The 24,880-nt window shown below is 51.1% G+C and carries 14 protein-coding genes and 1 tRNA gene; 3 read left to right on the top strand and 12 right to left on the bottom strand.

Annotation, left to right across the window (positions count from 1 at the left end):
- Nucleotides 1–20: 20 nt before the first annotated feature.
- The 3 genes from I6E38_RS00365 to I6E38_RS00355 form a co-directional block, all read right to left on the bottom strand.
- Nucleotides 21–3,272 (bottom strand): efflux RND transporter permease subunit, encoded by a 3,252-nt coding sequence (locus tag I6E38_RS00365; RefSeq protein ID WP_235392112.1) that lies wholly within the window; start codon nucleotides 3,270–3,272, stop codon nucleotides 21–23.
- A gap of 174 nt (nucleotides 3,273–3,446) precedes the next feature.
- Complete coding sequence (locus I6E38_RS00360; RefSeq protein WP_235392111.1) at nucleotides 3,447–4,649, bottom strand: efflux RND transporter periplasmic adaptor subunit; 1,203 nt, start codon at nucleotides 4,647–4,649, stop codon at nucleotides 3,447–3,449.
- A 325-nt stretch (nucleotides 4,650–4,974) separates the two neighbouring features.
- The gene (locus I6E38_RS00355; protein ID WP_235392110.1) at nucleotides 4,975–8,877 is read right to left on the bottom strand and encodes a TIM-barrel domain-containing protein; all 3,903 of its coding nucleotides are present in this window, start codon (nucleotides 8,875–8,877) and stop codon (nucleotides 4,975–4,977) included.
- 232 nt (nucleotides 8,878–9,109) lie between these two features.
- Between I6E38_RS00355 and I6E38_RS00350 the strand changes: the two genes are divergently transcribed.
- Nucleotides 9,110–10,444 (top strand): NAD(P)-dependent oxidoreductase, encoded by a 1,335-nt coding sequence (locus tag I6E38_RS00350; RefSeq protein ID WP_235392109.1) that lies wholly within the window; start codon nucleotides 9,110–9,112, stop codon nucleotides 10,442–10,444.
- Nucleotides 10,445–10,536: 92 nt separating this feature from the next.
- On the opposite strand, the gene I6E38_RS00345 is transcribed toward I6E38_RS00350, so the two are convergent.
- The 3 genes from I6E38_RS00345 to nhaC all read right to left on the bottom strand — a co-directional run bounded on the left by I6E38_RS00345 (nucleotide 10,537) and on the right by nhaC (nucleotide 15,007).
- Nucleotides 10,537–12,096 carry a sulfatase family protein gene (locus I6E38_RS00345; RefSeq protein WP_235392108.1) on the bottom strand — a complete coding sequence of 520 codons (1,560 nt, stop codon included), beginning with the start codon at nucleotides 12,094–12,096 and terminating at the stop codon, nucleotides 10,537–10,539.
- A 93-nt stretch (nucleotides 12,097–12,189) separates the two neighbouring features.
- The gene (locus tag I6E38_RS00340) at nucleotides 12,190–13,437 is read right to left on the bottom strand and encodes a DUF2264 domain-containing protein (protein ID WP_235392107.1); all 1,248 of its coding nucleotides are present in this window, start codon (nucleotides 13,435–13,437) and stop codon (nucleotides 12,190–12,192) included.
- A gap of 112 nt (nucleotides 13,438–13,549) precedes the next feature.
- Nucleotides 13,550–15,007, bottom strand: a complete 1,458-nt coding sequence (nhaC, locus tag I6E38_RS00335; RefSeq protein ID WP_235392106.1) for a Na+/H+ antiporter NhaC — start codon at nucleotides 15,005–15,007, stop codon at nucleotides 13,550–13,552.
- 476 nt (nucleotides 15,008–15,483) lie between these two features.
- Here nhaC and I6E38_RS00330 point away from each other — a divergent pair, with 476 nt between their 5' ends.
- Nucleotides 15,484–16,815 (top strand): hypothetical protein, encoded by a 1,332-nt coding sequence (locus I6E38_RS00330; protein WP_235392105.1) that lies wholly within the window; start codon nucleotides 15,484–15,486, stop codon nucleotides 16,813–16,815.
- 184 nt (nucleotides 16,816–16,999) lie between these two features.
- Here I6E38_RS00330 and tsaE read toward each other — a convergent pair whose 3' ends face one another.
- From tsaE to I6E38_RS00305, 5 genes are all read right to left on the bottom strand, one after another.
- Entirely contained in the window at nucleotides 17,000–17,413 is a 414-nt protein-coding gene (tsaE, locus tag I6E38_RS00325; protein ID WP_235392104.1) for a tRNA (adenosine(37)-N6)-threonylcarbamoyltransferase complex ATPase subunit type 1 TsaE, read from the bottom strand.
- Nucleotides 17,414–17,636: 223 nt separating this feature from the next.
- The gene (gene porX, locus I6E38_RS00320) at nucleotides 17,637–19,184 is read right to left on the bottom strand and encodes a T9SS response regulator signal transducer PorX (RefSeq protein WP_235392103.1); all 1,548 of its coding nucleotides are present in this window, start codon (nucleotides 19,182–19,184) and stop codon (nucleotides 17,637–17,639) included.
- Nucleotides 19,185–19,198: 14 nt separating this feature from the next.
- Nucleotides 19,199–22,165 carry a type IX secretion system periplasmic lipoprotein PorW/SprE gene (porW, locus tag I6E38_RS00315; protein ID WP_235392191.1) on the bottom strand — a complete coding sequence of 989 codons (2,967 nt, stop codon included), beginning with the start codon at nucleotides 22,163–22,165 and terminating at the stop codon, nucleotides 19,199–19,201.
- Between the two features lie 111 nt (nucleotides 22,166–22,276).
- Entirely contained in the window at nucleotides 22,277–22,672 is a 396-nt protein-coding gene (locus I6E38_RS00310) for a hypothetical protein (protein ID WP_235392102.1), read from the bottom strand.
- A gap of 22 nt (nucleotides 22,673–22,694) precedes the next feature.
- Nucleotides 22,695–23,948 carry a 3-phosphoshikimate 1-carboxyvinyltransferase gene (locus I6E38_RS00305; RefSeq protein ID WP_235392101.1) on the bottom strand — a complete coding sequence of 418 codons (1,254 nt, stop codon included), beginning with the start codon at nucleotides 23,946–23,948 and terminating at the stop codon, nucleotides 22,695–22,697.
- Nucleotides 23,949–24,106: 158 nt separating this feature from the next.
- Here I6E38_RS00305 and I6E38_RS00300 point away from each other — a divergent pair.
- A tRNA-Pro gene (locus I6E38_RS00300) sits at nucleotides 24,107–24,180 on the top strand.
- 142 nt (nucleotides 24,181–24,322) lie between these two features.
- Here the strand turns inward: I6E38_RS00300 and yfcE are convergent.
- Nucleotides 24,323–24,859: a phosphodiesterase gene (gene yfcE / locus I6E38_RS00295; RefSeq protein ID WP_235392100.1), complete on the bottom strand. Its 537-nt coding sequence runs from the start codon at nucleotides 24,857–24,859 to the stop codon at nucleotides 24,323–24,325.
- Nucleotides 24,860–24,880 lie beyond the last annotated feature (21 nt).

Raw genomic sequence — 24,880 nt, 5'->3', positions numbered from 1 at the left:
ACTTCTAAATTCTTGATTTCTTATTTTGTTTTCTTATCAATCTGATCGTGCAATGCATCTGCCACATACGGGTTGGTGTACTGACGAATCTCTGAATCGACGCTGGCTGAGTCGTTCTCAAACTCGATAGGCTTAATCTTCTCCTGCAGAGTCTGGAAGATATAGAACAGAGCCGGAACTATCATGATCTGGCAAAGCATACCGATGAGCATACCGCCTACGGCTGCTGCACCAAGAGTCATGTTACCGTTGTAGCCTACACCCCACGGCATGAGCAATGGCAGAAGACCGATAATCATAGCCAATGAAGTCATCAAGATAGGACGCAGACGGGCAGAAGCACCGAGAACTGCCGACCATGAGACAGCCATACCCGTCTGTCGACGCTCAAGAGCGAACTGAACGATAAGGATGGCGTTCTTTGCCAGAAGACCCATAAGCATGATGAGCGCAATCTGCATGTAGATGTCGTTGTTCTTGCCAAACATGTTGACGAAGAGGAAGGCTCCCGCAAGACCGAACGGAATTGAGAGAATTACCGACAGAGGCAGAATGTACGACTCGTACTGTGCCGAAAGAATCAAGTAAACGAAGGTCAGACAGAGCACGAACACGATAGCTGTAGAGTTGGAAGACTCCTGCTCGGTACGTGTCAGACCAGAGAACTCGTAGGTGTAACCTGCCGGCAATGAGGTCTTGGCAACCTCTGCCATGGCGTTGATGGCGTCACCTGTAGAGTAGCCCTCGGCTGCCGATGCGTTCACGTTGATTGATGTGAAGAGGTTGAAACGGTCAATCTCCTGCGGACCATATACACGGCTCAGGTTGACATACTCCTTGATTGGAGCCATCTCGCCAGCCGATGTGCGGACGTAGATGTTGTCGAGACTCTTCAGGTCGGCACGGTTTTCAGGTGCTGACTGGATGTATACACGATAGAGCTTACCGTATGCGTTGAAGTTAGAAGCATACATACCGCCGTAGTAGCCCTGCATTGTGGTGAGCACGGTAGACGCGTCGATGCCGCTCTGCTTACACTTCGCCACATCCACGTCGATCTTATACTGCGGATATTTCGTGTTGTATGATGTCATGGCGTTGCTTATCTCAGGACGCTTGTTCAGCTCTGCGATAAATTTCTGCGTCACGTCATAGAACTTGTTCACATCACCGCCCGTGCGGTCCTGCATAGAGAAGGTCAGACCGTTGGTGGCAGAGAAGCCCTGCACCATAGGCGGCTGGAAAGCAAGAATCTGTGCTCCCTTGATGGCTGCTGTCTGCTTGTAAATCATGCCGAGCACCATGGTAGAACCGAGGTTGTGAACGCCGATATACTTCAGCGGACCCTCCATCTTCTGACGCTCCTCAAAGCTCTTGAGCTTAATGATGAACGTACCCTGGTTAGAGCCCTGACCTGCGATGAAGTTGTAACCTGTAATACTTATACGACTGGCAATGGCGGGGTTGGTAGCGAGCATACGGTCTACCTCGTCCATCACCTCGTTGGTCTTCTTCATAGAGGTGCCTGGAGGTGTTGACACTGTACAGAACACTGTGCCGGTATCCTCGTCCGGAACGAGGCCTGTCTTTGTTGTACCCATGAGCACAACCATTGCAGCGATAGCCACTACGACTGTAGCGATAGCGATAACGGGGCGCTCAACGAGACGGCGCACACCTTTTGTATACTTCTCCTGCACCTTGCCGTATGCGGCGTTGAACGATGCGTGGAAGCGGTCTACCATCGACATCTTGCGCTCCTTGCCTTCTTCGTCCTTCGGCTTCAGCAAGATGGCGCAGAGAGCCGGCGAAAGGGTCAAGGCGTTGAGTGCCGAGATGATGATAGAGATGGCCATGGTGATACCGAACTCACGGTAGAACGCACCTGACGTACCACCCATGAACGACACGGGGATGAACACCGATGCCATAACGAGGGTGATGGAGATGATGGCGCCCGAAATCTCGTTCATGGCGTCGATAGATGCCAGTCGTGCCGACTTGTATCCAAGGTCGAGCTTGGCATGGACAGCCTCCACAACCACAATGGCATCATCGACCACAATGGCGATGGCAAGCACAAGGGCGGCAAGTGTCAGCAAGTTGAGCGAGAAGCCGAACACATAGAGGAAGAAGAATGTACCGATCAACGACACCGGAACGGCAATCAACGGGATAAGAGTTGAGCGCCAGTCCTGAAGGAAAACGTACACCACGATGAACACGAGGATGAACGCCTCGCACAGAGTCTTGATAAGGTCTTCGATTGATGCGAAGAGGAACTCAGTTACGTCCTGCATGATGTCGAAGTGGATTCCCGGCGGCATTGTTGCCTCCTGATCCTTGAGGAGCTTCTTGATGTTGGTGGCAATCTCAGTAGCGTTAGAGCCGGCAGTCTGTGTTACCATCATGGTTACTGACGGTTTGCCGTTGTTCTTTGACTCAACGCTATACGAGAGGGCACCCATCTCTACGCGTGCCACGTCCTTGACACGAATGGTCTGACCGTCCTGTGTCGACTTTATAATCATGTCGCCGAACTCCTCAGGGGTCTGCAGACGACCTCTATAGCGGAATGTATACTCATACTGATTGTCGCTATTCTCGCCTACCGAACCCGGAGCAGCCTCGATGTTCTGCTGAGCGAGCACGCCAGTGAGGTCAGAAGGAATCAAGCCGTAGCTCTTCATCTTCACTGGGTCAATCCAGAGGCGCATGGTATAGTCCTTCTGCGAGAAGCACTGACACTCACCTACACCGTTGACACGCTTGATGGCAGGCACAACGTTGATGTTGGCATAGTTGGTGAGGAACTCGTCGTCATAACGGTCGTCGTCGGCTGTAAGACCGAAGAGGATAACCGTTGACGACTGACGCTTCATAACCGTCACACCAGCCTTTGTCACCTCAGCCGGCAGCAAGGCAGAAGCCTGCGACACACGGTTCTGTACGTTGACCTGACACATGTCAGGATCCATACCCTGCTTAAAGTAAACGGTGATAGAAGCCGAACCTGCATTGGTGGCTGATGAGGTCATGTAGGTCATACCCTCAACGCCGTTGATCGACTCCTCCAGCGGTGCAAGCACCGAGTTGAGCACGGTCTGTGAGTTGGCACCGGTGTAAGCGGCACGCACCATGATAGTAGGAGGCGCCATGTTAGGGTACTGCTCGATAGGCAGCGACACCAGGCCGAGTACACCCAGAATGACTACGAGGATAGAAATCACCGTAGAAAGCACCGGGCGCTTGATAAATCTATCTAATTTCATATTACTATCTTAAATTGTGAATTTTGAATTTTGAGTTTTGAGTTGTTGCAGCAAGCTGCAATTTTGAGTTTAAAAATTATGAGTTGGGAGTTGTTGGCCATGAATTCAAAATTCTTCAATTCCTAATTGCGACTTGTCGCAATAATTCATAATTCAAAACTCAAAACTCAAAATTTATTTACCGAATGCCTTCTTAAGCTTGCCAAGGTCGCCCTGAGCCTCGCCGAGCTGCTCTGTCTTCTTCAGCTTTTCGGCATACTGAGCCTCGGTGAGGGGCTTGATTTCCATACCGTCCTGCAGCGATGACACTCCGTTCACTACGAAGCGGTCGCCGATGTGAAGACCAGAAGTGATGATATAGTTCTTGCCGTCGTTCTGCGAATTGATTTCTACCGGAGTATACTTCACCTTGTTGTCCTTGCCTACTACATAAACGAAGTGCTTGTCCTGTACCTCAACTACAGCGTCCTGCGGAACTATAACTGCTGAAGTAGCGGTGTGAGGCACTACGATTGAGCCTGAAGCACCCGACTTGAGCACGCGCTCGGGGTTGGGGAAGTCGGCACGCATTGAAACAGAGCCTGTTGTAGGGTCGATGACACCGCTCACGGTAGCCACCTTGCCCGGATGATTGTAGATAGAACCGTCGGCAAGCTGGAGCTTTACAGCAGGATAGCTTGAGATGGCTGCATTGATGCCACCGGCTGTCTTGGTCATATCGAGGAGGTCCTTCTCGGTCATTGAGAAGTATACCTGCATTGTAGAGTTGTTGGAAACGGTGGTAAGAGGCTGCTGTGATGATGCGCTAACAAGTGCACCTACACGATAAGGCAGGTCGCCTACGACACCATTGGCAGGGCTTGATACGAAACAGAAGTCAAGGTTCTGCTTGGCTGAAACATAAGCAGCCTCAGCCTGAGCGAGCTGAGCGGCAGCGCTCTCCATTGCATTCTTAGACGACTGAAGCTCGTACGAACCGATAACGTTGTTCTTGAAGAGCTTCTGAGAGTTGTTGTATGTAAGACGGGCAGTGTTGAGTTGTGCCTTGGCGGCGTTCACGGCAGCCCTTGCCTGACGTACAGCGGCAGCGTATGTAACGTTGTCGATGACGAAGAGGAGCTGACCAGCCTTCACCTGCTGACCTTCCTTGACACAGAGCTTTGTGATGAAGCCTGAAACTTTCGGACGGATCTCAACGTCCTGAACACCCTTGATTGTTGCGGGATAAGTGGTCTGGAGGTCAGCATTCTGACCCTGCACAGTACGTACGGCGTACTCGTTGTCGCCGAAGTTAGGCTTACCGCCACTCTTGCCGCCACCACAAGAGGCGAGCACTACAGTCAAAACTGCAATCAGTAAAATCTTTGTTTTATTCATACCTATGTTTTACTATAAATTTTTTTGTCTTGCGATTTATTTACTTTACTATCTGTTTATCCCTAATAATATATTGTGTATATAGAGTATATATCCTGCCATACGGACCGGACTATACAAAAGCAGTCGGAAAACTTAACCCACTGATTAAGTTTTCCGACTGCAAAGTTACCAACATTAATATTAATATGGTACATACCATGCAAACATTTAACAACTTTTATTCTGATTTTGTGTTTTACGCCATTGTTTAAGATGTTTGCAACAGTAAGATAAGCCCGCCCCTCCCCCCATATGGAGAGGAGCAGGATGCATTGTGTTCTAATTACTTCAACAATGTAGTGCCGAGATTGCGGTCGACGAGCATGCCGTCCTTCATCTTCAGCGTGAACTTGCCAGCCTTCTTGGCCTTGAACTTCAGGACGAAGAGGTCGCTGTCGCCCTCGTCGAGCAGGAAGTTATTGCCACGATTGACAAACGTTGGCAGCAATTCCTTCTGTCCGTTGGTGTGCAGACGGTCGTAGGTGAGGTTCACCAGTTCCTTCATGTTGAGCAGTTCGATGCCTGCATATTCCAGTTCGTCGGTGTTGTAAGGCAATGCGAAGCTGAGCGCATTGACCCAGTGGAGCGCCTTGCCCTGCACCTTCAGCTCTATAACGTCGCCTGCGGCGAATGTGGTGCGGCTCGGTGTGAGCACGAGCGAACCCGAACAATGGTCGTTCTTGGGATATACGCCTCCGTCAAGCTCGTTAGATACACACGAAATATCGTATGCGTCGATGAGTCCGTTCTGGTTGATGTCGCCCGCACTTACATAGTCGAAGTCGCTGTCGCCACGTCTTAGTCCGGTGTAGTTCATATACGAGGTGAGATCGTTCTCGTCGATACGGTTGTCGTGGTTGATGTCGCCCTGCAGCACGCTCTGGCTTCCTGCTACCTTATATATATACATAGCACGACCAGAAGCGAAGTTGCCCACGGCCTTGGTCAGGTGCATCTGGACGTAACGAGCCTCCGGATTGCCTTCGAACGCGAATGTCTTGGTGGTGTTATCTGCCTTCCATACGAACGGAACCGGTGTCGACCACTTCTGGCGATCCTTGCTGTAAGAGATGGTGCCTTCCATGATTGTGCCGTTGCCGGCATCCTCGCGCGGAATGTATTCCATACGGTCGAGCTTGTTGACCGAACGCAGGTCGATTGTCACATCGCCAGGTATGGCTTCGCCCTTGCCCCATTGTGAGTGCCATGAGGTCTTCTTGTCGAAGTCAAACATCTTCGCAATCTTCTGTCCGGGCTGGTCCTGGAACGATGTCTGTGCCTTGATGCCCTTGATAGCAAACTCAAGCGGATTGTTGAGAGTCTTGCCCTTGACGGTAGTCCAGTCGGATGCTCCGTCGCGGTTGACTGCACGCACCTTCATTGTGTACTCGGTCTCAGGCTGCAGCTGGTCGATGGCAAACTGCGTTCCGCGTATGGTAGAATATACCATACCGTCGTATTCAATCTCATAATAGTCGGCATTGGCCTGCTGTTTCCATGAAGGAGTAAGGTCGAACACGCCACAACCGTCCTTGGCAATCTGAGCCTCAGGAGCCGCGAGGGCGCCATTGTGTGTGAGCATACGTCCGGATGTATTGAATTCGAATCCGTCAATGGCTACAGCAATGGCGTTGTCCTTGACATTGGTCTTCTGAATCTTGACGAGCAGCTGCGGATTCTTCTTAATCACTACCTTTGCAGCATCTGTGCCAGGAGTAGAGAATCGGTTGAGGTTAGGCTCGGCATCGTAGAAGTATACGTTGTCGCCCTTCTCAAAGTCGGCAAACGACTGCACTGCCGTGAGCTTTACGTTGGTCTTGCCCACCTTTACTGTTACCTTCTTAGGAGCACGTGTCACGTTGACGCGCAGCTCTGTCTGTTTCTCAGCCTCATATCCATCGTACATGCCCAGCGAGCGGTCGATGTCAACATGCATGCGTCCCTTGCCGTCGGTGCATACGCTAACGTCGGTGGTCACGCCGTCGCCATGCAAATACTCGGTTGTATTGCCGTCGTCGTCATACTCCTTGAAAGCTGAAGTTCCGTTGGCAGAAGCATAGATTTCGTAAGCACGATAGTCCTGACGTATCTGCGACGGGTTGTTGTTAGGATTGGTCATCGGTATTATGGCATCGGCCTTGACGAACACTGGAATCTTCCACAACGGAGTGTCGTACTCGTTGATGATGCGTCCACCTTTGTATGCGTCGCCGTTCCAATAGTCAATCCATGTGCCTTCGGGCAGATAGATGCCGTTGCGAATGTCGTTGCCTTCCTTGTCGGCACGTGTCTCCTTGTATATAGGAGCTATGAGCATCGACGGACCGAACATAAACTGATACTCGGTCTTGGTGCCGTGGGTGTAGTCGTTGGGATAGTCGAGGAACATGGCGCGTATCATCGGCTTGCCGTCTATTGCCTCATGGGCTATGGTGTAGGCATAAGGCATGAGCATCGACTTAAGCTTCAGATAAGAACGGTTGATGCTTGTAGCCGGCTCACCGAGTATGTGCGGATACTTGGGATTGGCTCCCCAACCGTCCATGTTGAGCTGCATCGGTGTGAAGGTCTTCCACTGGAACTCGCGCACATTCACCGGAACGTTCTTGCCTCCGAATATTCCGTCCATGTCGCTCGTGATGTTGGGCTGTCCCGACAGTCCCGAACCAATGAATGTCGGTATGTGGAAGCGTATGTACTCCCAGTCGCCTCCTGTCTGGTCGCCGCTCCATACGGTGGCATAACGTTGCGTTCCTGCCCATCCGTCGAGCGTAATGATGAACGGACGCGCATTCGAGCCGTAGTAAGGCATGACCTGAGCCACGTCAGCCACACCGTTCAGTCCGAACGAGTAGCCGTAGCCTACCCATGCCACATCGGTCTTCAGCACTCTCACTCCGGCATCGCGCACCTCCTTGACGATGTCGCGCTGCAACAGTGGTTCTACGCCAGCCTTGGGATGAAGGTCGCTCTGCGTCCACAAACCTATCTCAACGCCCTTCGAACGGGCATAGTCGCCAAACTGACGCAGGTTGTCGATGTTGCCGTCGAGCGTACCTGTCTGTCCGTAACCGGCTCCATATCCGTCGTTGGGAAGGAACCATCCCAGCGGCATATCGTTGTTGACGTAGCGGTCGATGGCTGCACGTGCCGAGAACTGATAGTTGTTCTTCTCGCCGTTCAGGCTCTCCTTGGTTCCGCCGTTGTCCTTCTGGCTCTCCTTATACATCTTGCCGTCCTCGAAAACCATCGCTCCATTCTTGTCTTCCTTCCAATAGTCGCGGTTGTAGGCATTCAAATGGCCTTCGTAAAAACCGAACTTCGGCATCAGAACGGGGTTGCCAGTGAGCTGATAGAAGTCGTTGAGCAACTGTACGGGAGTCTCGTCAAGCATTACAAACATGTCGAGATAGCCCTCAGAGTGCTGCAGACGCACTTCGCCCGGAGTGTCGTGACCGAAGTCGTAGCGTCCCGGACGGAACGTATTCCACATCACTCCGTAGCCACCGGTGCTCCAGAAGAACGGTGTGGGCGACGCTACGCCACCGTCAACCCAGCTGTTGGTGTTCTCAATGGCAATGCTCTCGCCACGATGCGAGAAACGGCCGTTCTGCACTCCACCTCCATAAAAGTACTCGCCATCATGCGAACGCATAGTGACTGATGTGCTTCCGTTGTCTATTTTGGCTGGTGTGAGGTTCTCGATAACGGTCTTGCCGGTGCGCAGGTCGACAATGTTCATGTTGCCGGTGTGCTTGTCGATGTTGACGCTTACGGCAGGTGTGGTTATCTGCAATGTGCCGTCAACGTCAATAGCGCTAAGATTACCGGTGGCACGACGTGCAAATTCGGTGAGTATCTTGGCTGGTGGCGTGGCTACGGGGTCGCGCACTACCCCACCCTTGTCATCGCGAAACATTCGCAGAATGTTGTCACCGTAGAAGTCGAGGGTCATCTGTCGACCGTCGGTGTAGTTGATTTCGATTGTGTGCGGATTGATCTGAGCTACATTCTTGACGGCAAATGTCTCATTAGCTTGTGTGGCTGACTGCTGAAGCACCAGTCCTGAACGCAACGGAATGGCGTTGATGCCTTGCGGCATGAGTGTCATTCCTGCCAGGGCGAGTGGCAAAGCCAAAGCAATCGCAGAATGTCGCGGTTGCTTGAATTTGTTGTTTGTTTGCATATTATTGTTTTAGTGATGTCAGATTTACAAAATTACTTAAAATAATAATGTATATGTGTGCGACAGCTTCGGTTTTAACATATTTAACTTATATATATCCCGATATTCATAAAATGTACGAACAAGTGTACGTTTTTGCATCATTTTGTACCAAAAAAGCCATAACTTTGCAGCAAAACATGTTTGGAAACCCAACAGAGCCATTCAACAAAACTAAAAGCTAACAAAAAAAATGGAACAGGAAAAGAAGTTATTTAAAGAGGTTAACGAGGGATACACAATGCACGAGGCCATCGAAGAGGCCAAGCGTTGTCTGCACTGCAAGGTACCACAGTGCAAGAAGGGATGCCCCATAAGCCATGACATACCCGACTGGATTCACGAGCTGTCGATGGGCAACTTTGGCAATGCTATGCACATAATTAACGAAAAGAGTAATCTGCCTGCTGTGTGCGGACGTGTTTGTCCTCACGAGAAGCAGTGCGAGGGACATTGTGTGCTCGGCAAGAAGGGTCAGGGCATACACGTCGGCAAGCTCGAACGCTTCCTCGCCGACTTCGACGGCAACATGGGACTGATTCGCGAGAAGCTGCAGCCTAAGACACGTGGACGTGTGGCTGTAATCGGTTCGGGTCCTGCCGGACTCACTATCGCCGGCGATCTTTCTCGTCAGGGATTCAATGTGGAGATATTCGAGATGGAACCGGAACCCGGTGGCGTGCTCATGTTTGGTATTCCAGAGTATCGTTTGCCTAAGGATATTGTGCGCCGAGAGATTAAGAAGATGGAAGAACTGGGTGTTATCATCCACTGCAACACCACCATCGGCAAGGACTATACCGTAGACGACCTCTTCGCCCAGGGCTTTGACGCCATATTTATGGGTACAGGTACCGGCCGCCCGCAGAAGCTTCAGATTCCTGGCGGCGACATCAAGGGCGTACGTCAGGCCATTTGGTTCCTGCGTCGCGTAAGTCTGTACAACGAGGGCAACCTCGACCGCAAGGAGGTTGTTATCGAGAAGGGCGACCGCTGCTTCGTAATCGGTTGTGGCAACACAGCTATGGATGCCGCTCGTACAGCCATCCGTATGGGTGCCGAGAGCGTAAACATAGTTTATCGCCGCACTATCAACGAGATGAGCGCTCTGCGTTCGGAGTACGACGATGCCGTAAAGGAAGGCGTAGGATTCATCTGGGAGTCGAACATCATTGAGATTCACAGCAACGAGGAAGGCAAGATGACTGAGGTTGTGATTGAAGACAAGGAGGGCAACCGCCGTGTAGAGAAGGCCGACTACGTGCTTATGGCTCTTGGTTCGGCTCCTGCCAGCCGCATCGTGTCTACTACTAAGGGCATTGATGTTGACGAGCGCGGATACGTTATCACCCGCGAGAAGCCTTACGGCATGACCACACGTCAGGGCGTATTTGCCGGTGGCGACGTTGTCAACCGTCCTTCAACAGTGGTTCTCGCCATGCGCGATGCCAAGATGGTGGCTGAAGGCATTGCACAGTATGTCGATGCAGTGAAGCTGCTTGATGCCATCAACGGTGCTGCAGAGTAACACGAACAATTATATACAACAACAAATAAAAACTGGGAGAACAGACTTCATTGTCCGTTCTCCCAGTTTTTATTTTGTCGTTATTCAAGTTTTTACTTGTCGCTCTTCTGTCGAGCCTTGCGCAGAATGTTCTGCATGTCGTATACGAGTTGTGGATGCTGTGTAGCCACATTCTCCTTCTCCCATACATTGTTCTTTATGCTATAGAGCTGCGGCTGCTGGTCGCTACCCGTCTCCATACCCGGAGCCCAGTCGAGAATCTTCGGTCCGTCGCTCGGTTCGATGTATTTCCACTCGCTTGTGCGCACCGACATACAGCGGTTGTAAGCCAGTTCAAGTACATACGGACGGTGTGTATTGTCTGTACCGAGCAAGTTGCCCAGACGGTTCTCGCTGTCGGGAGCACTGCCCTTAGGGAAACGAGCACCGATGAGATTGCCCAATGACGCCATCCAGTCAATCTGCGAAGTCAGTGTTGTAGATGTCTGACCACCCTTTATCTTGCCCGGCCAGCGTACAATCATAGGCACTGCGGTGCCGCCTTCGTATGCGCTGTACTTGTTGCCACGCCATGGTCCGGCTGGCTTATGACCGTTGAGCAGTTCGGCAGCCTGATCCTGATAGCCGTCATCAAGCACGGGTCCGTTGTCGCTCGAAAGCAATATGATGGTATTGTCGGCAATGCCGAGCTTGTCGAGAGTCTCCATGAGCTGGCCTACAGCCCAGTCGAACTGCACGATAGCGTCGCCGCGCAGTCCCATACCGCTCTGTCCGCGGAAACGTGGATGCGGGAAACGTGGCACATGTACGTCGTTGGTGCAGAAGTACATGAAGAACGGATTGTTCTTATTGGCCTTGATGAAGTTGATAGCGTGTGATGTGATAGAGTCGGCGATGTCCTCATCCTTCCACAAAGCCTTGCCACCACCCTTCATATATCCTATACGACCGATGCCGTTGACGATAGACTGGTCGTGACCGCAGCCCGGTGTCGACTTCAGATTGTACAGCAGTTCGGGGTTGTTCTTGCCAGTAGGTTCGCCGGGGAAGTTCTTCTTGTAGCTCACATGTATAGGTGCCGACGGGTCGTAGTTGGCAACGTTGCCGTCCTCGATGAATACACAAGGTACACGGTCGGCTGTAGCAGCCATGATGTAGTGATAGTCGAAACCTATATCTGAGAGCGATGCCGGCAGCGGAGCGTTCCAGTCCTGACAACCTGTTTTGTCGCCTATACCCAGATGCCACTTGCCTATGGCGCTGGTGCGATAGCCCTGGCTGCGGAACATGTCCGCCATAGTATACTGTTCGGGACGAATAATCATGCCTGCGTCGCCCGGTGCGATGTCGGTATCTTCGCGACGCCATGCGTACTCACCTGTAAGGATAGAGTAACGCGATGGTGTACTTGTGGCTGCAATAGCATGTGTGTCGGTAAAACGAATGCCCTGACTTGCGAGTCGGTCGACATTAGGAGTCTTTACATTCTTTGCTCCATAACATCCAAGGTCGCCATAGCCAAGGTCATCAGCGAGAATGATGATAACGTTAGGGCGATTCGGATCGGTTGTAGTCTTCACCTTCTTGGCTCCATAGGCTGCCTGTGCAGCGAGAGGTGCGAGAAGCGAGATTGCCAAATAGCTTTTCTTCATTGTTCTTCTGTTTTTTGTTTTAGTTTATAGTATAATTGAGTATGTCACAAACGGCAATAGCAAGTTGTGACATACTCTCTTGAAAGCATTGTTTTATTTACGCAGTGAAGTGTGATAGTCCTCGGGGAACTGCTGTCCGCTCCATGCCTTCTGCGATGTCCACTGCTCTGCGGGGTCGGTCCAGAAAGGATGATTGGCGGGCAATCCGAGCGGCATGAACACGAGCGATGTCATGTAGAGCGAGCCGTTGTTTGAGTAGTAGTTGGCAAGTCCGGGCTGATGGCCGGCAAAACCAAGCTGCAAGTAACCCTTGTCGGTGAAGTTGCCGTCGACGGCAAACATACGCTTCATCACTGCTGTCAGTGCCGAACGTACCGAACCGTAGCTCAGTGTCTTGGGCAATCCATACTTCCATGCCGACATGGCAAGTGTCTGGAATGCGCCCATACGGTATATCACCGAACGGCCAACAACCGGGTATGCGCCTTCGGGCGAAATGAAACGCTCGAGAATTTCGTTGAATCGGTTCATGCGCTTTACGGCGAGGTCGAGCGAAATAGGTGTATGGAAGTTGTGCTTCTTGCAAATCTCTACTACCTCAACCATCATCGGGTGCATAACGTAAGAGTTGTAGTAGTCCATAGCAAACTCAGGTCCGTCGCTGTACCATCCGTCGCTCAGATACCACTCGCTCATCTTGTTCAATCCTACGGTGAGCACGTATCCGTCATACTCCTCGCCTATACTCATGAAGAAAGCCTCAACCATGCAGCGGAAGAGCAGCCAGTTGTTGTAGGCAGGGCTGACGGTGCGCAGACTCTTGAGTCCGTCGATGTAGCGCTTCTTTGTCACCTCGTCAAGCTGTCCCCATGTAGCCTCGGGAGCACGCATAAAGCTCTCTACGAGATACGACGCGTCGCACAGCGGCTGTGCCACGTTGCAGAGCCAAGTAATGTGGTCGGGATTGTTAGGGTCTACCGCATTCTTATATGCCTGTATAGCCCACTCGTGCAGCTGCTTGCGCTGCTTGCCCTCGGGTGTACCGTCGTCGGGCAGTGCTATCCACGGGCTGATGCCAGCCATGAGTCGGGCGAATGTCTCAAGATAGGCCACGCGCTGGTCACGTCCGTCCCACTTGGGGCTAAGTTCGAGCACAAAGTCCTTCTGGAAGTTGCCCTTGCTCATATTCTCAAGCACCGGGCGTGAAATCTTGTAGCATAGGTCGGCCCACACTTTGCGGTCGGGTTCTGGCATTGTAGTCTTCTTCTTGGCTGCCATCGTAGGCACAACCATCATCACTGCTATCACCACAGCGATGACAAACTTGATTTGTTGCTTCATCGTAGTTTTAAGTTTCTTAGTATAACCTCGGTCTAAAGTATAATAGGACAAAGTTATTAATAATTCTTTACATACGGCGATTTCAAGCGTTTATGTTATGTTTTTTTATCTTTTAAGCCTCGGTTGTATTGTATGCCGACGGTTTTCTGTGCACTATGCCATAGCCAGTGGCTGCTACAATGACACTCATAATGGGCGAAAGAATGTTGAATATACAGTATGGCAAGTAGGTCCATGTGGACACGCCGAGCACCGTACTCTGCGTCATTCCACACGTATTCCACGGCACGAGCACTGATGTCACCGTCACCGAATCTTCGGTTGTGCGGCTCAGGAGCTTGCGTTCGTAGCCCTCACGGTCGTAAATGTCGCGAAACATGTTGCCCGTAAGCAAAATGCACAGATACTGGTCGGCTATGGCAATGTTAATCATTACGCCCGATACGGCTGTCGACGCAACGAGCGACGTACGGCTGTGAACCATATGGATGAACAATCGGGTGATGCCACCCACCATTCCGCCTGCCGACATGCATCCGCCAAAGCACATGGCACACACTATCAGCCATATCGTACCCATCATTCCAGCCATACCGCGTGTGCCTACCAGTCCGGCAAGAGTTGCATCGTCGGTAGCGAGCTGCGTGCTGTCGTACAGACATCGCATAGCCGCCTTGAACATCGAAGGATCAATCTCGCGCAGCGCATCGGGCTGAAACACCACGGCAGCCACCACCGCCATAAGCGACGAGAGAAACAGCGTAATGATGGGCGGCACACGCTTGGCTATAAGTATGCCGGTGAGCACCGGCACAAGCAGCAGCCACGGTGTTATGCAGAAGCGGCTCTTGAGCGCCAAGGCGAATGTACTGATGTCCTGTGCTGTATTGGTATCGCATAGCAGTCCTGCCACAGCAAACACTATCAAGGCTATCACTATCGACGGCACTGTGGTATAGACCATATAGCGGATATGATCGAACAACGGAACGCCCAACGAGCCGGATGCCAACGTAGTGGTATCGGACAGCGGCGAAATCTTGTCACCAAAGTAGGCTCCCGAGATAATAGCACCTGCTATCCATCCGTCGGCAAAGCCTTGCGCACGTCCGATACCCATAAGCGCTATGCCTATTGTGGCAATGGTAGTCCACGACGAACCTGTCATCACACTCACGAGGGCGCATATGATGCAGCTTGACACAAGGAAAATGTCGGGATGGATGATGTGCATGCCATAATATATTAAGGTGGGCACCACTCCGCTCAGCATCCATGCGCCACTGAGCGCACCGATAAGCAGCAGTATGATTATGGCACTTGCCACACTCGACACGTTCTTGACTATGGCTTTCTCGAAGCTCGCCCATGGCACATTGAGCCTCCACATACCTATAAGTACACAGAATGCCGAAGCTGCAAGCAGGGCTATCTGCGACGCACCGGCAAGCGAATCGCTGCCAAAGGCACGTATTACGAATGTGAGCATGACTACAAGTACAAGGAGCGGCATGAGCGACATCGCTGCCGACGGACGTTTCTTGAGATATTGTTCTTTATTCTCCGACATTTTTATCATTTAAGTATTTGTTGTAATGGTGTGTTATACTGAAATTACAAGAGTTTTACAGATATGTTTCCTTCTCTTTTCAAATGTAGTCCATCTGCACATCAAATGTAGTAAGTCTACACATCAATTGAAGTGAGCCAACACATCAAATGAAGCCCTTCTGCACATCAAAAGAACTACATTTTTTAAGAGCATGGATTTTATTTCGATTTTGTGTATAATTATACAGTTTTCCGAAAACCAGATTACAAAGTTAAGAGTTCTGCTGCAATGCAGCAAACAAATTGTAAGCTAATACAATAGACTTTGTCAATCATTGTCAATATGCGGATATGCTTTGTATAAATATACATAAATACATGTCTTTTGCACATACAGCAACTGAATAATAATGTAATATGTTTGAAACAACATTCTTTCAAATATCACAAAAAATGAGTAACTTTGCAGCCCCAAAGGATAACATTATAAATTTTATGGCTACCAAAAATACTATATCTACTGGCTCTGCATGGACAGAGTTGGAATTTTCGGCTCGTTGCATGAGCCCATACATAAGCACTCCTATTTATATTCCAGAGGAGACCACCTACTTTCTTTGCCGTACTGACGGCACTCGCGAGCAGCATCGTCTCACCTTCGTAGTGTTCCGCGCTGAAGGCGCTGCCGAAGACGATTGGGAAGACGACCCGATGCTTGGCCGTCTGCAGATGGCTGTGCTCGGCGATGACGACGAGGAGGTGCAGCCGGCTGATGCAGTATATCTCGGCGTGTCGCCCGATCGCTTCGTAAAGGTCGTGCGCAACGACGACAACGAAATCGTGTTCGACTTCACATGGCACTACGGCAACGTAGAGATTGACCGTGCTGAGCGCACCGACGAAGGCTACGTTCTGCGCAAGGACGACTTCGGTGAGGATGGCATTGCCTGCCGTCTCATTCCGCGCAAGGGCAACCCGTTCACAATACGTCTCACCATTCCTTATGTAGGATTCGCTATCACCGATGCCGACGGTCAGCGACTCATGGACGACATCAATATCACCCACAACGACCTTGCTTCTTATCGTTACGCCTTCGTCGGCGACAACAACAACGACCGCTTCCAGATATCACTGGCCGACGGCAAGCTCAACTACATGTGCGTTTTGGGCGACGACATGCGTCTGTCAATTCGCGACATGCGCGACCGTATGTCACTGGTTGGCGAGATTGATGCTGAGGGTCCGCTTTCAGACATTCTCATGGGTGCCCACTCGGCTCTTATCAAGAACAAGTCATCACGTTGGCGCGTGCAGCTCACCGGTGAGGAAGTAGAAGGTGCCGACGAGGTAGAACTCAACGGAGTGGCACTGGCACGTTTCGCATTCAGCGTGTTCAACAATGCTGACGCTGCCGACGAGGATGCCATAGCCCAGCGACTAATGGCTATGGAACAGAAATACGGCTTCCAGTGGTTCTGGCTCAGCGAAGACGACTGGAGCCATGAGCATCTCGAAGGTCTCATCGATATGGACAATCTCGACGACGATCCCGAAAAGATGATGCGCCAAGCCCTGCTCTTCAACCGCTATGAGACATTCATGAAGCGCCTTACCGCCTTCTCGTACATCTCGCAGAACCCCATCCAGGGCGACCAGTTGCAGGCTCGCAACAACAAGCGCAAGATTGCTCGCTGCGTACGCCGCATACAGGCTCACCGAAGTGGCGAAGAAAGCGTCTGGACTCTCGACGAAGAGGCACGCAACGAAATCATCCACTTCTTCTCAACATTCCACCGCGAATTTACAGCGGCACTGGAGGAGTAAACGGAAAGCAAAGAGTTTAAGCAAAAAAACATAAACGGCGGACTCCCGTCCGACGCACAAGCTAAATCAGTAATATCTGCATAAAAGATATCAAAACTGTCAGTTTGCACGTCGGACGGGAGTCCGCCGTTCCGTTATTGCTTACTCAGACTACGGCGAGGACGCCGTAGCCTCCTATTCGTTATTAAAACTTTATCAGTCGGCTGCCGTCCTGAGTCTCCTCAATCGTTACCTTGACGGCATCCTCGGGCAAGAGTTCCTCAATCAGTTCTGGCCATTCGAGGAAACAGAGCGAGCCGCTGTAGAAGTAGTCTTCGTAGCCCATGTCGTACACCTCGTCGAGCTTCTTAATGCGATAGAAGTCGAAGTGGAAGATGCTGTCGCCTGTTGTTGCCGACTGATATTCGTTGACGATGGCGAATGTGGGCGATGTGATGACATCGTCTACGCCCAACTCCTCGCATACGGCTTTGACAAATGTTGTCTTGCCGGCTCCCATCTTGCCGTAGAAGGCGAACACTTTGCTGTCGCCCATGTTGGCAATGAATTGCTTGGCAGCCTCGTTGATGTCTGCCAATGTGTTGATTCTTATTTCCATAAATAATAAAAATAAAGGCCCTACCCCCAACCACTCGCAATAGAAAGGGAGGAAGCCCTACCCCCAACCCCTCCCCAGCAGGGAGGGGAGTAATGTGATTTTGTTGGGATGAGGGATAGTTGGCTGTATGATTTATTAATTGATTATTGTAAATTCTCTATTAAGCAGTCGGTTCATACCGCTCCCCTCCCTGCGGGGGAGGGGTTGGGGGTGGGGCTTCCCTCTACCTCTTCTTCAGCGTTACAAGCGGTATGAGCATTTCCTCCATTGATATACCACCGTGCTGGAACGTGTCTTTATAGTACGACACGTAGTAGTTGTAGTTGTTGGGATAAGCCAGGAATGAATTGCCCGTAGCAAACACATATGACGTTGAGAGGTTGGGCGCGGGCAGCTGTGCCTCGTGCGGATTCTTTACGACAAACACTTCCTTCGACTGACAGTTGAGATTCTTGCCGAGCTTGTAGCGCAGGTTGGTATTGGTGTTGCGGTCGCCGATAATCTTAATGGACTTCGATGCCCTGATACTGCCGTGGTCGGTAGTAATGATTACGGTGCTGTCGGTCTGCGAAAGTGCTTTAAGCAGTTCACCCATTACCGAATGGCGGAACCACGAGAGCGTAATGCTGCGATATGCCGACTCGTTGTTGGCAAGCTCGCGCACCATCTTCGACTCAGTACGTGCATGCGAAAGCATGTCGATGAAGTTAACCACAATGACGTTGATGTCGTTCTTGGTCAGTTCGCTAAGCCGTTCTATCAAGCGTTCGGCTCCTGCCGAGTCATTGATTTTGTGATATGAGAATGTGTCGTGGCGACGATAGCGCTCTATCTGCGTACGTACGAGCGGCTCCTCGTTGATGTTCTTGCCCTCTTCTTCGTCCTCGTCGACCCACAAATCGGGAAACAAACGCTCTATCTGTTCGGGCATCAATCCCGAGAAGATGGCGTTGCGAGCATACTGCGTGGCTGTAGGCAGGATGCTCATATACATGTCTTCGTCGATGTCGAACATCTCGCCTATGTCCTGGGCGAGCGTGCGCCACTGGTCGTAACGGAAATTATCGATAACAACGAGAAACACCTTCTCACCATTGTTTACAGCCGGAAACACACGACTCTTGAATATGTCGGGACTCATTAGCGGGCGCTGCGTTGTACCGGGTGCAACCCACGACAGATAGTTCTTTCTAACAAATTTGGCAAAGGCGTTGTTGGCCTCCTCCTTCTGCATGGCAAGCATCTCAGTCATGTCCGAATCGGCAGAGCTGAGTTCAAGTTCCCAACGCACAAGGCGGCGGTATATGTCCTTCCAGTCGTCCAAAGTGCTACAGTCCATAATGCGCATTGCAATGTCTTGAAAATCCTTGCGATATCCGGTCTGCGTCACTTCGGTAACAATCTGCTTCTTATGAATGTTCTTCTTCAACGCCAGAAGAATCTGATTGGGGTTGACCGGCTTAATCAGATAGTCGGCTATCTTCTGTCCGATGGCCTGGTCCATTATATTCTCCTCCTCACTCTTCGTAACCATTACGATGGGCGTGGATGGCGAAATCTCCTTTATCTGCTGCAAGGTTTCGAGTCCGGTGATTCCTGGCATCATCTCGTCGAGCAGCACGAGGTCGAAATTGCGCTTACGACACTCCTCTATGGCGTCGTTGCCGTTGTTGACGGTAGTGACGTCGTAGCCTTTCTTCTCCAAAAAGATAATGTGGGCACGCAGCATCTCAATCTCGTCGTCTACCCACAGCAAGTGTCCTGTAGTCATATTGCTATATTATTTTAAAAGCCTTCGAGGTCGTAATATTCATCACTTAAGTCCTCTACCACCTTGTTTTCTTTCTTTTTATTTGTCTTATTGTCAACCTTCTTACTGTCAACTTTCTTACTGTCAACCTTTTTGTCGTCAATCTTCTTGTTGACATTGTCGTTGTTAATGACGGGGCTGACATTTGGCACATCCGGACCTACACCGTCGTCGGGCTGCTGCTCAGGAGTATAGTCGGGCTCGTTGAGCAACGGCTTGTCCGAAATCTTGAGCGGTGCAAAGTGGCGTGCGTAGAACTTGTCGTAGTCGTCGTAGCTGAACTGCTGTCCGAGCAACTTGCGGTTTTCCTCGCTCACTATCACACTGCGTACGTGCGACATAAGTTCTGCCACAGGCTTCTGGCTGTGTAGCTGTCGGGCGTATTGCAGAGCCTCGTCGTAGTTGCGGAATCCGCTTATGGTCATGCTGTGCAGTCCGCCTAAGTCCTCTATGGCTATGTCGAAGTTGCGCACCAGATAGCTCGTGAAGTTATAACGGGCTATATTGAACATCAATCGGTTCTCGTCGACCGAGTCGGGAGCGTATACCGTCATGTAGACAAACGGAGTATTGCGCTCAGCCGACAACTGTCGGGTTGCGATAGAGTCGCTGTCAGCAAGCACGGCAGCCCGGCGTTGCCACACGTTGTCAATGTCAAACTTGCCGCCATAGAGTCGTCTGCCCTCGCCCACTCCCTTTACTATCATGCCTGCGAGTGGTGCCACACCGCTATGCGGATATTTCTCTACCACGGTGCGCATATCCTCAACACATCCTGCGGCATCGCCGTTGTTCAACTTCGACAGTCCGCCGATGAATACGAACTTGTCGCGGTTGGCTCCAAGGGCAAACCTACTACCCGAAACATCCACGCCTGCCATGACTTCGTTGTAGCGTCCTGCCTTAAAGGCATCGTATGTAGCAGCATAGAGCGAGTCTTCGATGTGTACGCCAAAGCTTGCGTTCTCCACATAATTGGGGTCGGACAGCAATGCGGTCCATTCGTTTTGCGGATAATTGCGTTGCAGCAGGTCGACATAAGTATCGGCAGTGGCCTTATCGCCCTTGCGCATATACAACAAGAAGAGGTGATAGTAGGCGTCGGCTGTATGCTCTGACGATGTATAGTCGCGCGTGAGACGTAGCAGACTGCGTTCTGACAGCGTAAGATTGTCGAGCTTATCCTTGAATATCACGCCCGCATTATACAGGCCGTCCATTATCAGACGGTCGCTCTCAGCCTTCTGCTCTTCAGTGAATGGTATCTGCGCCAGATAGTATTCGCGACGATGAGGGTCGGTAGCAGCACTGTCGGGCACGGTCTCTGGAGTTGTTTCAGGCTGTACAGCGGTAGTGTCGGCTGCGGTCTCGTCGTCGTCACGTCCTACTGCCACAACGGTCTTGTTGGTACGTCGCCAGTTGTCCACATTCTCACGCTTGCCCCACAGTTTCTGGAAGGCAGTCTTACCCTGGCTCACCGCCATAGGGTTGTAGAAGTACCATTGTGTCTTGTCGCCAGCCATGGCTCCGGCAGTATTGTTGTTCTGGGGCCGTTGCTGATTGAAGCGATTGGCATTGCCCATATTCTGATCGCCATTCTGCTGCGTACCATTGCCCGCTTCCTGTTCAGCCTTGAGCCGTTGCTCCTCGCGCTCCTTGCGCTTTAGCTGGGTGATGACGCGGTCGATGGCAGCATTGCGCGACGCTTCGTCCATACGGGCGAGCTGCTGCAGCGAGTCTTGCAGATAAACGGTCTCGGTGAAGGGCACCAACTCGTCGAGCACTTTGGAGCGCTGGTCGAGTTGGGCATAGTCGGGGCGATCCTTGTCGAGCATTCCGATAGCCTCACCGTATGTGCGCTGAGCGTCGGCATAACGCTCTCGCGCCCAATAGATGTCGCCCAAACGTAGCAGCAACACGCCCTTCTCTATGCCCGAACGTGTGGCTCGTGCCGCTCCACGCTCGTAAGCCGAAATGGCTTTGGCTGTATCGCGACGTGCCATATATATATTGCCGATGGCATAATATACCTGGTCGAGATAGTCCTTGTTCTTATCGGAAGCCGCCATGCGCTTGAGTCGGGCAATCATCTTGTTCGACTGTGTACCCGACATCACTTCGGTCATGGCTATGCGTGCGTTGAACTCCACCTCATAGGGCGGATTCTGTCTTATCACACGGCGATAGGCAGCAGTGGCAGCAGCCTTGTTGCCGAGCAGTGTTTGTATCTGTCCCATGATGTACCACTCACGGGCGCGTTGCTTGCGTCGCATCTCGTGGCGTATCACACGGCGCAGATATACAGCAGCATTCTTGTAGTCGGCGGTGCGCAGATAGTAGTCGGTGAGCGTATAGTCCCACTCCTTCTGTGCCGCCCAGTGTATTGAGTCGCGTTGGGTTTCGCGTATCACGTCCTCAGCGTCGTAGTTCCATCCTTCCTCTACATAGCATTTGGCAAGCCAAGCTCGCGCCTTGCCGTATATGGCAGGCTGTGTGCGATAGAGTCGCGACATGTAGGCGAAGGTTGAAGCAGCCTCATCAAAGTCGCCTTTGTAGAACTGCGAGCGCCCCATCAGCATCCATGCACGCCACAAGAATGGATTGTACTCGCGGCGCGACAGCCATTCGCGGTCGCGTTGGGTCTTGCGTCGCTTCTTGTCCCACACCGGTCGGCGCTTGATGCTGTGCTGGCGTATCGTCTTCTTGCACTTCTCTATGGCGCGCTCATATCCCGCCTTGCCCAACTCTCGGCTTTGCTTGTTTGCCACGGTGTACAGCGGCAGCATCTCAGTATAGTTGTCACGGTTGCCGTTCTCCTTCTCTTCCGAAGCGTCAATATACGCCAGCGTACCGTTATAATAGGTATTATAGCGTGCTTTGAAGGCATGCCAGCGGCGTGTCATAGCCGTGTTTTTCTGCGTAGAACATCCTGTTGCCGTCATGATGATGACGACAACAAACAGAAATATGATGTATCGGGAACGCTGGAACACGGTTTTTTGAATGTTGAATGTTGAGTGTGGAATGTTGAATGTTATAGTGCTTGCAGGATGTTAATCCTGTGCGCGAAGCATATACACTTCGTCCTTTATCTGGTCGGGCAGTTCGATGCCGCGCAGGTGCATACTGCGACACCATGCTGCCACTTCGTCCTGGCGCATAGTATAGAGCACGTCGGAGAACTGGTCGGCCTCGTCGTCGGTATAGCTGTCGGACGTGCGACCGCTGAACACATCGAGTTCTTCGTCATCGAAATACTCTATCGGTTTGGTCGATGCCTCCATCATGCAGTCTTGCTCGCACTTAGTCTCAGGTGTACCGTTGCATGTGGCACACGTCTGCTCCACCTTAATAGGAGCATCTTCTACATTCTTGCCACGCGAAGCCACCTTTGAGGCAATGCCCACTATTACGCCAAGCAGAAGTATTGAAACAATCAGAATCAGCATTATTGTTTAATGTATTTGTTTGCTACTTAATCTTCTCGATAGTCCATCCCACCTTCTCCAAATCGTCCCAGAACTGTGGATACGACTTGGTCACTACATACGGGTCGTTGATTCGGAGTCCGGGGAACTTGATGGCAGCCGGTGCAAACGCCATAGCCATACGATGGTCTTCGTATGTATCGATAGGTTCAAATGTAGGTTCGCACATAGCTCCATCCCATATCAGCGTGTCGTTGTTCTCGTCGCGCAATACATATCCCAGCTTGCGCAACTCACGTTTGAGAGCTTCTATGCGGTCGGTCTCCTTTATTTTAAGGCTCGCCAGTCCGGTGAACTTAAACGGTATGTTGAGCAATGCGCACGTTACGACAACGGTCTGCGCCAAGTCGGGAGCCGAAATGAAGTCGTAGTCGAGTCGCGGCAGCATGCAATGCTGCTTCTTCAGCGTAACAGTAGGCATACTGGTATTGTCTGTACGTTCGCCAAAGCGGGTCTTCACACCCATCAACGAGTATATATACTTGACGATAGAGTCGCCCTGTTTCGAAGCGTCCATGAGTCCTTCAAACATCAGTTGCGACTCGGTGTCGTCCGTAAGCGCCATCATCTCATACCAATAGGACGAAGCACTCCAGTCGCTTTCAATCAGATATTTGTGCTGATTGTACGGATGTGGATTCACCTTAACGGTCTCCATGTCGCTCCAGTCGGCATCGGCACCAAACTCGCGCATCATCCACAGCGTGAGGTCGATGTACGGACGCGAAATGATTCCGCCCGTCATGCGCAGCTCCAGTCCGTTCTTAAGTACCGGACCAATCATGAGCAGCGCCGAGATATATTGCGAGCTGACGTTGCCCGGAATCTCCAGATAGCCACCTTCAAGCGGATGTCCCTTGATGCGGAGCGGTGGATAGCCCTCGTTGGCTACATATTCAATGTCGGCACCAAGATAGCGCAGTGCGTCTACAAGAATACCTATCGGACGGTTTTTCATGCGTTCGGTTCCGGTGATGACATGCTCGCCTGGCGTAACCGACAGATAGGCTGTCATAAAGCGCATGGCAGTACCTGCCGCCTTAATGTCAATAATGTCAGGATTGTTCATCAAGGCATTCACCACAACTTCGGTGTCATCGCACACCGAGAGATTCTGCGGCAACACATCGCTGTTGGACAGAGCGTGTATGATGAGCGCGCGGTTGCTGATGCTCTTTGATGCGGGGAGTTTTATAGTGGCGTTGAAATTTTCAGGTGCCTTGAGTCTGTATTGCATATATATTTACCGTTTATTAATTATGTCAGCATTGCTGGCAATACCTTATTATATTATAATGCAAAGATAAGTATTTTAATTTATTTGCCAAAATTGTCGGCATTTTATTTGGCTGTTTCATAATAAGTGTGTATCTTTGCACCCGCTTACAAGAAGTTCGGGATGTAGCGCAGTTGGTTAGCGCACGCGTCTGGGGGGCGTGAGGTCGCTGGTTCGAGTCCAGTCATCCCGACTTAAAAAATGGGTTAAGATGTTGTCAAACAACAATTTAACCCATTTTTTGTTTATTATTTGCTTGATATCAACTCTGCCTCAAGCCGGAATATATAAAAAAGCCTTCGATGCATCAAGTGCACCGAAGGCTCCAAAAATTTCTACAATTCCTTTATTACGCTGCCGTCCATACGTCGTATGCGCATTTTGCCATCGTCGTATGTGGCGAATGTGGGTTCGTTGCCTCCCTTTGGGAAGGTTATCGAACCAAGGTTGCACACTATGCCGTCGTTTTCGGCAGCCTCAAGTTTCCACAAGTGGGTATGGCCGTACACGAATATGTCGTGTGCGAGAGCCGGACGGTTCTGCTCGTTGTATACATGTCCGTGAGTGATGAACATGCGTCTGCCGCCATCTACAATCAAGGCATAGTCAGCCATGATTGGAAATTCGAGCAGCATCTGGTCAACCTCAGCGTCGCAGTTGCCACGCACGGCAACGATACTGTCCTTTCTCTTATTGAGCAGCTCAACAATACCCTTCGGGTCAATGCCTTCAGGAATGCGGTTGCGCGGTCCGTAGTTGAGTATGTCGCCAAGAATGAGCAGCATGTCATACTGCTCGCGGTCGTAGAAGTCGAGCACACGTTGAAGCGTGGGCAGACATCCGTGTATGTCGGATACAAGTAAGTATTTCATATATCAATAACTTCTCTTATA

It is taken from the genome of Leyella stercorea (genome assembly GCF_021531355.1).
Taxonomy (GTDB): Bacteria; Bacteroidota; Bacteroidia; order Bacteroidales; family Bacteroidaceae; genus Prevotella.
The sequence above is the reverse complement of the archived record's forward strand: the minus strand, read 5'-3'. Positions and strand labels throughout refer to the sequence as shown.

Excerpts from the sequence above, each read along its gene's own strand:
- I6E38_RS00345 (WP_235392108.1), bottom strand. The coding sequence starts at position 12,096 with ATGAAGAAAAGCTATTTGGCAATCTCGCTTCTCGCACCTCTCGCTGCA.
- I6E38_RS00350 (WP_235392109.1), top strand. The coding sequence starts at position 9,110 with ATGGAACAGGAAAAGAAGTTATTTAAAGAGGTTAACGAGGGATACACA.
- I6E38_RS00360 (WP_235392111.1), bottom strand. The coding sequence starts at position 4,649 with ATGAATAAAACAAAGATTTTACTGATTGCAGTTTTGACTGTAGTGCTC.
- I6E38_RS00365 (WP_235392112.1), bottom strand. The coding sequence starts at position 3,272 with ATGAAATTAGATAGATTTATCAAGCGCCCGGTGCTTTCTACGGTGATT.
- I6E38_RS00330 (WP_235392105.1), top strand. The coding sequence starts at position 15,484 with ATGGCTACCAAAAATACTATATCTACTGGCTCTGCATGGACAGAGTTG.
- I6E38_RS00355 (WP_235392110.1), bottom strand. The coding sequence starts at position 8,877 with ATGCAAACAAACAACAAATTCAAGCAACCGCGACATTCTGCGATTGCT.
- I6E38_RS00340 (WP_235392107.1), bottom strand. The coding sequence starts at position 13,437 with ATGAAGCAACAAATCAAGTTTGTCATCGCTGTGGTGATAGCAGTGATG.
- nhaC (WP_235392106.1), bottom strand. The coding sequence starts at position 15,007 with ATGTCGGAGAATAAAGAACAATATCTCAAGAAACGTCCGTCGGCAGCG.
- yfcE (WP_235392100.1), bottom strand. The coding sequence starts at position 24,859 with ATGAAATACTTACTTGTATCCGACATACACGGATGTCTGCCCACGCTT.
- tsaE (WP_235392104.1), bottom strand. The coding sequence starts at position 17,413 with ATGGAAATAAGAATCAACACATTGGCAGACATCAACGAGGCTGCCAAG.
- porX (WP_235392103.1), bottom strand. The coding sequence starts at position 19,184 with ATGACTACAGGACACTTGCTGTGGGTAGACGACGAGATTGAGATGCTG.
- I6E38_RS00310 (WP_235392102.1), bottom strand. The coding sequence starts at position 22,672 with ATGCTGATTCTGATTGTTTCAATACTTCTGCTTGGCGTAATAGTGGGC.
- I6E38_RS00305 (WP_235392101.1), bottom strand. The coding sequence starts at position 23,948 with ATGCAATACAGACTCAAGGCACCTGAAAATTTCAACGCCACTATAAAA.
- porW (WP_235392191.1), bottom strand. The coding sequence starts at position 22,165 with ATGACGGCAACAGGATGTTCTACGCAGAAAAACACGGCTATGACACGC.